Origin of the sequence: Nocardia sp. NPDC050710 (genome assembly GCF_040654375.1) — a bacterium.
Lineage (GTDB): Bacteria > Actinomycetota > Actinomycetes > Mycobacteriales > Mycobacteriaceae > Nocardia.
Window position 1 is genome coordinate 1,036,922 of record NZ_JBFAHV010000001.1, and the last position, 12,780, is coordinate 1,049,701.

Sequence of the window (12,780 nt, forward strand, 5' to 3'; positions counted from 1 at the left end):
AGACTATCCGGCCTGCCCAGGAGCCACCCGACAGCGCCCACCGTTGACGTCCGCCGACCCCCCTCGGGACTACTTTCGGACCACGGTCCGATCGAGACCGGAGTTGACGCAGAAACTACCCGCGAACAGGACTCGAGCCGAGGTTGTCCGCGCCTCGTCGACAGAGGTCGAGCGAAACACTATCCGCGGTCGCGGCTCGGTGCCGCTGTCGGCTATCGGTCGCCGGCCGGTGGGCGCGTAGGCACGAAGCGCCGGGGTCGGCGGTCAGGATTGATCCGTTGCTACGCGGCTGAGGATTTCGATGACCAGCGAGTGGAACCGGGTGCGATCACCGGTGTTCCAGGAAGCGGTCAGCCGATCGAGTTGCGCGGTCACCTCGGCGTGGAAGGCCGCGGCGGCGCGGCGCCCTTCATCGGTGAGCAGTACGTGCAGTGCGCGGCGGTCGCCGGGCACCGGGGTGCGTTCGACCAGCCCGCGCCGCTCGGCGCGGTCGACCAGGCCGGTGAGCGCGGCGCGTTCCACGCCGAAACCGCGGGCGAGGTCGGCCATCCGCGTGGGGCCGTCGAGCAGGACGCACAGCAGTTTGGCCTGCACCGGGGTGAGGTCGTGCTGCTCGGAGACCTGGGCGTGCAGGCCCTGGATCATCCTGGTCAGCTGCACCAGGGCGGTGGCGAGATCGCCGCGCGCCGCATCCACTTCCAGGTGGGCATCCGGCGCGCATCCGGCGCGCGGGGGGTTCGCGGCCCCCGGTATTTCCTGCATGCGACTACGTTACATATCGCGTACAGTTAATGTCACGAATAATAAGTAGCATTAACAATTATTGTGCGGGTAAGCACGGCAACGTCCGACGATCGGAAGGAGGCCGCGATGTCCTTCACCGAAGAGGAGATCAACTACCTGCAAACCCAGCGGCTCGCCCGGGTTGCGACCGTCGACCCCGACGGGCAACCGGACGTGGTCCCGGTGGGCTACGAATTCGATGGCGCGCATATCTACATCGGCGGATACGACCCGGTGCGGACCCGCAAGTACCGAAACATCGAACGCGGCAACCCGAAGGTGGCCGTCGTCATCGATGATCTGGTGTCCGCGAATCCGTGGATCCCGCGATACCTGCGCATCTACGGAACCGCTGAACTCGTGCAGCGCCAGGGCCAGTTCGGCCCGGCCCGCTACATGCGGATCACCCCAACTGTTTCGTGGAGCTTCAACCTCGTCGGTCACCCCTTCAACCACGAAGAGGTGCGGGTGCAGCGCACCGTTCACACCAACCCCGCGACCGCCTGACACTGGTCGACTACAACGAAAGTGAGAACCCGATGAGCTTCGACACCTCCGCGGGCACTCGCGGCGCCCGCCAGCCTTCCGGTCGGATCGCCATGTGGATGAACAAATTCATGGCCAAACGTCTGCGCCGCAAGGGCGACGGCAAATTCATGGGCATGGACGCCTTGGTCCTCACCACGCTCGGCCGCAAAACCGGTGTCGAGCGCTCCACGCCGGTGGCCTGGTTCCCCGGCGACAACGGCACCTACCTCATCGCGGCATCGGCAGCCGGCGCCGCCGGTAACCCCGCCTGGTTCCTCAACATCGCCGCGAACCCCGACAAGGTCCGCATCGACGTCGCCGGCCGCGCACTCGAAGTGACTGCCGAACAACTTCACGGCACCGAACGCGACCACGCATGGCGCCAGATCATCACCACCACACCTCGATTTGTCGGATACCAGGAAAAGACCGACCGCGAGATCCCGATAATTCGCCTCACACCCCGGCCCAGACCGTGATGACAACTTTCGCGCGCGCATGCTCGGTTTCCAGGTAGTGGATGGCCGAGGCGGCTTCGCTGAGTGGGTAAGTCCGTTCGATCACCGGTGTGAGCTTCCCGGCTTCGGCCAGTTCGCCGAGCGTGGCCAGATTGGCGGCGCGCTGCTCCGCCTGGAGGACGTCCACCCAGCGAGCGAAGCGCGCCAACACCATTCCCGTCACCATGAGCGCCATCGGGCCAACGACCGAGCCGCCGCGGTACACGCCGCCGCCGGACAGGACCAGCTTCCCGGCCGGTGTCAGCACTCGCCGGAACTCGGTCAGCGAGTGGTTGCCGACGAGGTCGAAGACGAGGTCGTAACGCTCTGTGCCGCTGGTGAAGTCGACGCTGGCGTAGTCGATGATGCGGTCGGCGCCGAGCGACCGTGTCTGCTCGATGTTCTTGGTGCTGCATACGCCGGTCACGTCCGCGCCGAAGGCCTTCGCGATCTGCACGGCGAAGGTCCCGACGCCGCCGGACGCACCGTTGATCAGTACTCGATGCCCCGGCTGGACACCCCCGAGGTCCCGCAGTCCCATGAGTGCGGTGTTGCCCGCCAAGGGAATCGCGGCCGCCTGCTCGAATGTCAGGCGAGCCGGTTTGCGCTCGACCACGCATTCCGGGGCGGCCATATACTCGGCGAAGGCGCCATCGGCCTCGCCGAATACCTCGTCACCGGCCTTGAACCGCGTCACATTTCGCCCAACGGACTCGACCCGGCCCGCGAAATCGCGGCCGCGGATCTTCGCCCGCGGCCCGCGAAATCCCATCATCGGCCGGGCCAGGTAAGGATCTCCCCGCATCACATGCCAGTCGAGGGCGTTGACCGCAGCCGCGTGCACCCGGACCAACACCTCATCGTCACCGGGCACCGGTGGGTCGACGTCCCCGAACTCGAGAGCCTCCGGTGATCCGTACCGGTCCTGCATGATCGCCTTCATCGGGTTCTCCATTCGCCCTACCGCTATCGCCCGAAACGGTAGATCGACACGCCGGCGGCGGACATCGGGGAAACCCCTGAGACCAGCACTGATTTCAGCACTCAGCGCGGCTGCACAGACTCACTCGACGCCGCCCAGCGTGTGTACGCGTTGTGCGGCGTATGAAGACTTTGTGCGCGACTGCGCACGAGGCTGGACCGGCGGCGAGGATGACGGTCCCGCGCAAATCGGTCAGCGCGATCAGCGGCAATCAGGTGTCGCTCGTCGACGGGTGGGTGCGGCGCACTGCTGGGGGTGGTCGGTGCTCCCGATTCCTGGGTGGTTGTGCTGGGCCGTGTCGGTGCGACAAAGCGCATTACGGCGCTTGGGGCTGAGGCCGCGCATCCACTGCCCTCAGCCGAGAGCCGGAGCAGCTAGGTCACCACTCGCCGGAGGCAACACGCAACACCAGTCATGGTTCGTGCTCGGCAGGGAGATCAGTCGGCGATCTCGCGCGGCGCCCGATCCGGCAGGATCCCGGCCTGGACGAGTTCGTCGTAGATCCGCTGCTGCTCATCGTCGAGATTTGAGTACAGCATGTCGTACGCCAACTCTTCCTCGGCGAGCACCGCCACCGGATCCCAGTCGTCACCGAGCGCCGCCACGACGGCGCTGCGCCGTCGTGCCTCGTCCAGCGTGAGGTCGTAAGCAAATTTGTGGTCGGCCATTGGCATCTCCAACCAGGCTCTTTCCGATAACGAATTGATTACGATGCCCAACCACACCCCCTCGGGCAATGACCTGCATCACGTTCCACGGTTGGACTTCGTCACATTTGATGCCCGTGCACGGACCGCGACGATTCCGCTGTCACGGCGGCGAGCGGACCGGGTTCGATCGACTCCGCTCAGAGCAGGAATAAAGGCGGACCGCGGTCCGGTTAACCAGGTAGTTGACGTAGAAACCTCTCGAGGGAGATGGAACGCTGTGGAACTGGGACTGACGACATTCGCCGAGCTATACCCCATCGGCGATCGACCCGCACCGACCGCCGCCGAGCGGCTACGCGAGGTCGTCGACGAGGCCGTCGCCGCGGAACGGGCAGGACTCGACGTCTTCGGCGTCGGAGAACATCACCGCAAGGACTTCGCCGCTTCCGCACCCACGGTGGTACTGGCCGCCATCGCCGCACGGACGCAGCGGATCCAGCTGACCAGCGCGGTGACCGTCCTCAGCTCCGCCGATCCGGTACGCGTCTACCAGGAGTTCGCCACCCTGGACGGACTCTCGAACGGGCGCGCCGAATTGATGGCGGGGCGCGGGTCGTTCACCGAAAGCTTTCCGCTGTTCGGGTTGGACCTGCGCGACTACGACGAGGTCTTCGACGAGAAACTGGCGCTGCTGCTGCACCTGCGCGAGGAAGAACCGGTGAACTGGGCCGGCAAGTTCCGTGCCCCGCTAACCAACACGATCGTCTACCCCCGCACCGAAGATCGGCCACTGCCGGTCTGGATTGCCGTCGGCGGCAGTCCCGAATCTGTGATCCGCGCGGGCCTGCTCGGCCTGCCGCTGGCCATCGCGATCATCGGCGGGCAACCCGCGCGATTCAAACCGCTGGTCGATCTCTACCACCGCGCACTGGAAGAGGGCGGCCACGACAAGCAGCCAATCGCAGTGCACGCACACGGCTACATCGCCGACACCGACGAACAGGCTGTAGCCGACTTCTACGAGCCCTACGCGTTGGCGATGAGCACGATCGGCCGTGAACGCGGTTGGGGCCCAATGACCCGCCCCTCCTTCGACCAGCTGCGCTCGCAGAACGGTTCGCTCTTCGTCGGCACACCGGACTACGTCGCACAGAAAATCGCCGACATCCGCGACACCCTCGGCCTTGACCGGTTCATGCTCCACACCAGTGTCGGCACACTGCCCCACGAAAAAGTGCTACACAACATCGAATTGCTGGGCGAGAAGGTTGCACCACAGGTGCGCTGAGCCTTGCACCCTCGGCGGCTGCATAAGCTGTGGCGTTCAAGCCGTTGCAGGGGAACACTGTCGGCTGTTCGTCGATCAGGTCGAATACGAGTTCCTCGAGAATGGATGCAAGCCGCAGTAGCCGCACAAGCAGCAGCTGTCCGATGTCGTCGGCAAACCGAAAAATGCGGCCGGGTGCTGGGCAGTAGCTGAAATGCGAAGTAGCGCTCGACCGGTCGGATAGCGTGGGGCGCGGTATTGATCACCTCGACCACATTTTCGATGACGCGTCTTATGAATGGTCATGAAAAGATTTTCGAAGAGGTATTCGTTGGCGACTCTGCTACGCTCTGTGTGACTGTTGCGACTTCACGCTGGACGCGGGGTGCTGAAATGTCCTATGAAAGCGATGTATTCGATCTTGTCGCTAGAGCCCGGCGAGTCTGGAAAGAGGAGTACGACGAGCTGGAGACAATCACTAATGCGGGCAATGTGAGTGCATCACCATATGGACCGGTTCCTTACGTCAGTTACGATGACGAGCGCCGTGAGTGCAGCGAGAAAATCGATAAAATGGAGGAACGCCTCCTGAAATTCACCGAAGGCAGCGATAACGCCCTTGCGAACATGCTCGGCCTGCTGGCGGAGCAGCGTGCGGCGATGGCGGCACATACAGACGTAGGAGATCTCATTCTTCTCTCCGACTTGCTCCGCGATTGGAGCGGACCGGCCGCCGATAGCTACAGATTTCAAGGCGGAGCCGAATTGCCGCAGATCTGGGCAAACCAGGTCGCCTACCTGGATGGTCTCATCGCCACGTTGGGAGGATGGCATGGGTTGTTCACCTCGGCACGGGACCGAGCGAAGGAAATCGCAAAACTGGCCGGGGACCGCGATAGCGGGGGTGATCGCAACCTATTCTTCATCGGGGCGGCCGTTCTCGCGGGTATCGCGGCATTCGAGATGCCCGCGTTGGCTGCGGCGACGCTCAGCGTCGCCTCGGCACTCGTCGCCTCCTATCCACCAGAAGAACAGAAAAGGAACGAATACGATATCAGCGGCAACGGCATACGGCGTATCGACAAGGCTATCGATGCTCTCGACGAACTCCTCACCGAAGTCGAAGATGAACGAACCGAGTTTCGGTCCACAGTCGGGCGTGCCTTCTCCGATATTCCTGATGCGAATATCATCCTGGGAAGAACGACGACATATCACGAGCCGCCCACGCTCGTAGAGCGGACCAAGGTAGCGGTCGACATCGCAAACTTGTGGATGGCGGGACAGAAGGTGTTCCCGCATTTGGCCGTGGCATTCGAACTCGCCATACGTGAACTCCACCGCATCATCGACTCCCGAAGCTGGGCAGCATTCAACTCGAGCCTGGTCAAGGGAGGTGAAATGCAGTGGGATAATCTCTGCGAAGATCTCTACGACGCACTCGGCAAGTCCCGTGATCACTTGGAAGCACTCGGTGATCTCTTCGTCAGCGCCGCGGGCTATTACACCCAGGCCGAACAAGAATCAAGCGAGGAGATCGAGCGGATCAATCAGCAGTTGAATATCGAGTGGAAGGGACGCAAACCTGAAGAACAATTAACACTGGACGATTTACCGGACTACCCACCGCCGCTCCTTCCGACATCCGGTGCTTATTAGTCCCGGGGCGTTCCTTTCCGACGATTCCGCGCACCCCGTCGGGCCGTCCCGAATCGGTCCCGCTCTCGGCCACGACCTGGCCGACTACGACGAAATCTTCGACCGTACGCAGTGGCCATGAGCACCATCGGCCGCGAACGCGGCTGGGGTCCGATGACCCGTGCCCAGTTCGATGCCCTTCGCTCGCAAAGCGGTTCACTCTTCGTCGGCACCGCGGATTACGTCACCGCCAAGATCTCCGATGTCCGCGACACCCTCGGCTTGGACCGCTTCCTGCTGCACACCAGCGTCGGCACCCTGCCGCACGAGAAGGTGCTGGACAATATCGAACTCCTCGGCACGAAGGTCGCTCCGCAGCTACGCTGAGCCCCCCACCGAGAGTTCACACAGTGCCTGGCGGACCGTTTCCTCCTGTTTGCACGGGAAACATCCAGGGGTCTTGACCATTACCCACCATGGGCCCATGCGATTGGTCGTCATCGGAGGCGGAATCCTCGGCACCGCCCACGCCTGGGCCGCGGTCACCCGCGGACACGAGGTCGTGCAGCTGGAACGGGAACCGGAGGCGCGCGGCGCGACGGTCCGCAACTTCGGCCTGGTCTGGGTATCGGGACGCTCGTTCGCCGAACTCGATCTGACGCTGCGCTCCCGCCACCTGTGGGAGGAGATCGGCGGCAAAGTCCCCGGCGTCGGATTCCGTCCCGCGGGATCGATCACCCTGATCCGCACGGATGCCGAACTGGCCGTCGCCCGGGCCGCCGCCGCGAGCGCGAGCGCCGCCGACCGCGGCTTCGAACTGCTGGAACCGGAGCGGGTGCGCGCGATCAATCCCGCGCTTCGCGGCACATTCCTTGCGGGACTGCACTCTTCGATCGATGCCGCCGTCGAATCGCGCCGGGCGCTGCCCGCGCTGCGCGCCTATCTCATGGGGACCGGGCGCTACACCTTCCACCCCAGCGCAGAGGCCCGGGCGGTCACCGATACCGGTTCCGGCGCAACGGTTCTCGACGACCACGGTCGCGCCTTCGAGGCAGATCTGGTGCTGGTCTGTCCCGGGGCCGCGCACACCGGCCTGACCCGCGAACTGGTCGGCGCCATCCCGGTACGCCGGGTCCGGCTACAGATGATGGAGACCGCGCCACTGGACGAGCCGCTCACCACCGCCATCGCCGACGGCGACAGCTTCCGCTACTACCCAGGTTTCGCCGGTCCCGAGGTCGCGACGCTGAACGCCGAACAGTCGCAGTCCGCCATCGCCGCCGAGCACCGGATGCAATTGCTGTGTGTGCAGCGGCTGCACGGCGGGCTCACCATCGGCGACACCCACGAATACACCGAACCTTTCGCATTCGACCTGGACGAAGCGCCCTACGAGCACCTCACCCAGGTCGCCGAGGATCTGCTCGGCCGCACACTGCCGCAGGTGGTGCGGCGCTGGGCCGGTGTCTTCAGCCAGAGCATCGATCCGGCCACCATCGTCACTCGCGCACAGGCGGCCGAACACGTCTGGGTCATCACCGGCTCCGGCGGACGCGGTATGACCCTCGGCCCCGTTCTCGGCGCGGAGACCGCCGACCTCCTCAACCTCTGAGGAATACCGTGCCGGACAAGGACATCGAACTCGTCGACGGCCGCCCGAATTAGGATTGCTGCGTGCTCCCCTTGATCTTCACCGCGGGCTGGGCCAGCGGGATCAACGCCTACTCCGTGGTGCTGCTGTTCGGATTGTTCGGCGTGACCGGGCTGTCCGACGAGGTCCCGGCGGGTCTACAGCGCACCGACGTACTGATCGCGGCGGGTGTGCTGTTCCTGATCGAGGCGGTAGCGGATAAGGTGCCGTATCTCGATTCGTTCTGGGACGCCTTCCACACCGTGGTGCGCCCGGCCTCGGGCGCGGTGGTCGCGGCGCTCATCGCGGGATCCGACGGTTCGCTGCCGAAGCTGGCCGCAGCGGCGGTCGGCGGGACGGCGGCGCTGCTGAGTCACCTGGTGAAGGCCGGGCTGCGGATGGCGATCAACACCTCGCCGGAACCCGCGACCAATATCGTGACCAGTGTCGTCGAGGACCTCAGCGTCGCGGGAATCATCACGCTCGCGATCTTCTATCCGGTCCCCGCGGCGATCATCGCGGCGGTGCTACTACTCATCGGCGGAACGCTGGTGTTGTTGGTGGCGGGCCGGATTCGCCGCTTCCGCCGACGCCGTCGCGAGCGCCGGGAACAGCGCCGGGTGGCCGCGCTCGGCAGCACCGGCTGACGGTTGGGGTCGCGGTCCGGAAATTGCGTTGCCGTCCGATCGCCCGGCGACGACGATCGTGATATGGACACCACCCAACCGCAGGCGCTCGCGCCGGGAGTGGCGCCACCGCAGCGGATAGACCTCGGTGACCTGCTGATCCGCCGCTGGGAACGGTCGGATCTGCGGGCCCAGTTCGACGCCATCGCCGCGTCGTTCGACCATCTGCACGCGTGGATGCCGTGGTCGGCCGAACCCCCGATATTGGAGCGGCAGCGCGAGTTCATCGAGACGGCGACCGCGAGCTGGCCCAGCTCCGCCGCGGACTTCATCTACGGCATCTTCGATGCCGAGGGCACTCTGCTCGGCGCCATCGGCCTGCACGATCGGGCCGGACCCGCGACGCTGGAGATCGGCTACTGGTGCCACGTCGACCACCAAGGCCGGGGAGTGATCACCCGCTCGGCCGCCGCGCTCACCGATATCGCCCTGGCGCTGCCCGGTATCGATCGCGTGGAAATCCGGTGCGATGCGGCAAATATCCGCAGTGCCGCCGTTCCCCGTCGGCTCGGCTACCGGTTGGATCGGATCGAGCCGCGCGCGACGCAGGCACCGGCCGAATCCGGGCGGGGAATGTGCTGGATACGGACCGCGAGTCAGTCGGCGCCGGAAAAGAATTCCGATGCACCCGACCCGCGGATCACCTAGCATCGCCTACACGTTCGAGACCGCCCGATTCCCTCCGCGGCGCGAAGATCGAGGGGCTACACGGAAGGGAGCGCGGTGCGGTGGCATCTGCGGCGACTCAGCTGTTGAAGGAGATCGAGCCGCTGTCGGCGCCGGACCGGCGCCGGGCGATCGCGACCTGCGCACTGCGGCTGGCGGGCACTCCGGCACTGGGCAATCTCTTGGCGGAGCTGTCGGAAGCGGATCGCTACGAACGGATCGTCGCCGTTCAGGTCGCCGCGGTCGCCGGCGAGACTGATTACCTGCTCGGTCAACTCGATTCGGGCGCACCAGAATTCGCCGCCCGAGCCGTGGTCGCGCTGATCCGTTCCGGGATCGACCCGGAGGGGCTGATCCCCCGGCTACCCCGGATGTCGCACCGCACCCGCCGCACGATGTATCGCGCCCTCGGCCGCGGCAAGCGGGTACGACCGGCTGATCCGCTGCTGCCGGAGATCCGGCAGCGCTTCGGCGACGGCGAGGCCGCGCGGATCCTGCCCTATTGTTCGGCCCCGGTTGTCGCCGAATATCTGCCGGAGCTGGCGTACGCGGTGCCGGACCGGGCCGCCCTGGGCCGCAGACATATCGAGACGGTGCTCGACTACCTCGAGGAAAGCGCGACGGAGGCGGGCGAATTCGAGTGGCCGGAGTTGTGGTCGTGGGCGGGCGCATGCGCGGTACCGGCGGCCGAACACCATCCGGGCCGACTGCTCGCACTGGCCGCGGACGCGATCAGGTACATCTCCGTCCATCGGCTCGCGCCGATCGCGGGCCGGCTGGCGCGACTGGATCCCGGGGCTGTCGTCGACTTGATCCTGCACCCGACCGGCAATGGCACCGGTCTGGCCGGGCAAACCCTGTGGACGGCACTGCGTGACCTCCCCGACGCTCAGCTGATCGCGGTCTGCACGGTCTACCCCGACTTTCAGCGCAGGCGGTTCCTGCGCGCGCTACCACTACCGCGTCGAGCCGCCGTCGTACGCGCCGTCTTCCTCCGCCCCGGCGTCGGGCCCGCGGCGGTCGACGCGACCGTGCTCGATCTGCTCCCGCGCCACGATCGCACGACGGTGGCACGCGAATTGTTGTCCCGCCCAGGCGGTTCCGAGATACCGGAGGTGCGCGAGCGGCTGACCGCGCGACTGCCCTGGGATGAGGCCGAACCCTTACTGACCACGAGCATCGGGCTGCCGTCCGCACCTGAGCGGTCGCGGGCCTACCCCCTGCTGGTCGCCGCCGCCGTCGGCACCCGCGATCCCGAGATCGTCGGCACCCTGCTGACAATCTTGCGACGGCTGCGCAACGAGCAGGACCCGGTGCGCGGCGTGGCGCTGCAAGCGGTGCTCGCCATCCCTCCCACGCTGCTACGCACCGAGCACCTGCCCGCCCTGGAACAGGTGGGCACCGACGCGTTGCAGGCCCGCGATCGCTCCTACGCCACCACCGCCGCGGTAGGCGAACTCGCCCGGCTGCTGCTCGTCCACGGCGCTCGCGCCGAGGAGCCCGCGTTCTCCGAGGCCGCGCTGCGACTGATGGAAAGCCTTGCCGCACACGCCACCCGGCCCTCGCTGTGGAATCTGCATCGCAATCTGCCGAGAGGTGTAGAGCAGCGGCTCTTCACTGCGCTGCGGCGGCGCCTGGACAATGATGCCTCCCGTGATCAGTGGGACTTGACGCTGGATCTCGCCGAGGGACTGCGACGGCGAGCCTGGACCATCCCCGTACTGCAACGACTGCTGCTGCGCGCCATCGGCGCGGGCAACGACTCGGTCGTGCGCCGGGCAGTGGAATTGGCGCTGGACAATCCGGCCACCCGAGACCAGCACCTGAGCATGGCGCTGAAGCGGGACCGCTCGCTCATCGCACTCCCACGAGTGCAGCGGCTCATCGCTACCCGGCGCACCGATCTCCTCGACTCGATGCTCCAATCGGCCACTTCCGGCCGCTTCATCGCACCGAAAGTGCGCTTCGTACCGGACTTTCCGGCAGGTTTCGACGGATGGACACCCCGCCAGGTCGAGCTGTACGCGCGGCTGCTGGTGTCCCTCGCGGAAAGTACGAAAGCCGCGCTCTGGGAGCGGACCTGGGCGGTGCGCAGGCTCGGGTCCCTCCCCGGCAGCTTCGAGCGACTCGTCGGTTACACCAAGCACGCCGAGCTGACCGTGGCCGAAGCCGCACTCACCGCGCTCGGCCGCAGCGAACTCCCCGAAGCCGCCTGCGCGGTACTGACCCGGCACGTCGACTCCGATGGGGCGCGGGTCGCGGTCAGCAGCATCGCGTTGTGTGCGAAAAGCATTGCCCCCGATCGGCTCGCGACCGCTGTCGCGCCACTGCTCGACTCTCGCAAGATCACCTCCGGTAAGGAGGGCCTGCGGCTGCTGGCCGAGCTACGCGCGCCGGAGGCGATGGCAACGCTCCAGGACGGCTGGCGACGACCGGAACAGCACCGCGATATCCGGCGCGCGGCCGTCGCCGCCTGCCGCGGGCTACTGGATCGCGATGCGGCATGGCAGCTGCTGGCCGATGCCGCGGGTGATCCGGAAGTGGCGGGCGAAGTTGTGCGGTACCAGCCCACACTGCTACCGGTGGTGCAACGGCGCAGGATGGCGAGCCTGATCCGCGATATGGCGGGGTCATCCGACATTCTGCTTGCCAGCCAGGCGATTTCGGCACTGCCGCGGTGGAGCCGATGGAGCCCGCCCGATACCGGCGCGCTGCTTGTGCGCAGGCTCTGCGACCTCGACGAGCTCGGGCTGTGGCGACCGCTGGTGCACGCCGTGGTCAGCGGTGTCGAGGCCACGTCCGATGCCGAGGCGCTCCTGCATGCGGTGGATCGACTGCTGGCGACCGCCGACCTCACCCGCGCGGACCGCGACCTTCCGGCCCGGCAGCGCATGGACGTCCTGGTCTCCGCGCTCGGCGCCTCGGCCGAACGCTCCGAGGCGACGCGTACCGCGGCACTGGCGGTCGCCGATCGGCTGGCGACGGAACCGCTGTGGCACCGGCAAGCCATCGACCTGTACCTGTCTCGAATCCGTTGGGCGGACGGCGAATCCACGGCGCGGTCGCTGCGGCGCGCCTGCGCCCTGGCCACCGGTGCCCTGATCTGTCACCCCACACAACATCTGAAGACCACGCTGCCGCGCGTATTGCGCACGGCCGAGGCACCGACCATGCTGGCGATTGCCTGCGATCTGGCCGACAGCAATGAGGTGGCAACCACACTGGCCGCCGTCACGGTGACGGCCATGTGCGGGGAGCACTTCGGCTGGTCGCCCGCATGGCGCGCACTGCTCGACCGATTGCGGGCGCACGACACGATCGATATTCGAGCAGCGGCATCGGCCATATTCACAGTTGCCGAATGAAAGCCCGCCGAAAAGGTATTCGATAGCGGGCGTGCCGCGCCAGTCGACCACGCGGCACGCCGGGCGGGGCGCCCCGTTGCGCCCGCCG

12 protein-coding genes are annotated in these 12,780 nt (G+C 66.3%); 9 read left to right on the forward strand and 3 right to left on the reverse strand.

Annotated features, from left to right (window positions below):
• Positions 1–264 precede the first annotated feature (264 nt).
• Positions 265–762, reverse strand: a complete 498-nt coding sequence (locus AB0H61_RS04840) for a MarR family transcriptional regulator (protein WP_357299224.1) — start codon at positions 760–762, stop codon at positions 265–267.
• Between the two features lie 108 nt (positions 763–870).
• Between AB0H61_RS04840 and AB0H61_RS04845 the strand changes: the two genes are divergently transcribed.
• Positions 871–1,290, forward strand: a complete 420-nt coding sequence (locus AB0H61_RS04845; protein ID WP_357299226.1) for a PPOX class F420-dependent oxidoreductase — start codon at positions 871–873, stop codon at positions 1,288–1,290.
• Positions 1,291–1,322: 32 nt separating this feature from the next.
• On the forward strand, positions 1,323–1,790 hold the full coding sequence (locus tag AB0H61_RS04850; RefSeq protein WP_357299229.1) for a nitroreductase/quinone reductase family protein: 468 nt from the start codon (positions 1,323–1,325) through the stop codon (positions 1,788–1,790).
• Here the strand turns inward: AB0H61_RS04850 and AB0H61_RS04855 are convergent.
• On the reverse strand, positions 1,768–2,751 hold the full coding sequence (locus AB0H61_RS04855) for an NAD(P)-dependent alcohol dehydrogenase (protein ID WP_357299231.1): 984 nt from the start codon (positions 2,749–2,751) through the stop codon (positions 1,768–1,770). The genes AB0H61_RS04850 and AB0H61_RS04855 overlap by 23 nt on opposite strands.
• A 476-nt stretch (positions 2,752–3,227) precedes the next feature.
• Entirely contained in the window at positions 3,228–3,458 is a 231-nt protein-coding gene (locus AB0H61_RS04860) for a DUF6400 family protein (RefSeq protein ID WP_357299234.1), read from the reverse strand.
• Positions 3,459–3,717: 259 nt separating this feature from the next.
• Between AB0H61_RS04860 and AB0H61_RS04865 the strand changes: the two genes are divergently transcribed.
• The 7 genes from AB0H61_RS04865 (at position 3,718) to AB0H61_RS04895 (ending at position 12,692) form a co-directional block, all read left to right on the forward strand.
• Entirely contained in the window at positions 3,718–4,728 is a 1,011-nt protein-coding gene (locus AB0H61_RS04865; RefSeq protein ID WP_357299236.1) for an LLM class flavin-dependent oxidoreductase, read from the forward strand.
• 237 nt (positions 4,729–4,965) lie between these two features.
• On the forward strand, positions 4,966–6,366 hold the full coding sequence (locus tag AB0H61_RS04870) for a hypothetical protein (RefSeq protein ID WP_357299238.1): 1,401 nt from the start codon (positions 4,966–4,968) through the stop codon (positions 6,364–6,366).
• A 117-nt stretch (positions 6,367–6,483) separates the two neighbouring features.
• Complete coding sequence (locus tag AB0H61_RS04875; RefSeq protein WP_357299240.1) at positions 6,484–6,732, forward strand: hypothetical protein; 249 nt, start codon at positions 6,484–6,486, stop codon at positions 6,730–6,732.
• 97 nt (positions 6,733–6,829) lie between these two features.
• Positions 6,830–7,957 (forward strand): TIGR03364 family FAD-dependent oxidoreductase, encoded by a 1,128-nt coding sequence (locus AB0H61_RS04880; protein WP_357299242.1) that lies wholly within the window; start codon positions 6,830–6,832, stop codon positions 7,955–7,957.
• A 62-nt stretch (positions 7,958–8,019) separates the two neighbouring features.
• Positions 8,020–8,622, forward strand: coding sequence for a DUF4126 domain-containing protein (locus tag AB0H61_RS04885; protein ID WP_357299245.1), 603 nt, complete (start codon positions 8,020–8,022; stop codon positions 8,620–8,622).
• Between the two features lie 63 nt (positions 8,623–8,685).
• A complete protein-coding gene (locus AB0H61_RS04890; RefSeq protein WP_357299248.1) occupies positions 8,686–9,309 on the forward strand; it encodes a GNAT family N-acetyltransferase in 624 nt (207 codons plus the stop codon).
• Between the two features lie 80 nt (positions 9,310–9,389).
• Positions 9,390–12,692 carry a hypothetical protein gene (locus AB0H61_RS04895; protein WP_357299251.1) on the forward strand — a complete coding sequence of 1,101 codons (3,303 nt, stop codon included), beginning with the start codon at positions 9,390–9,392 and terminating at the stop codon, positions 12,690–12,692.
• Positions 12,693–12,780: the final 88 nt, after the last annotated feature.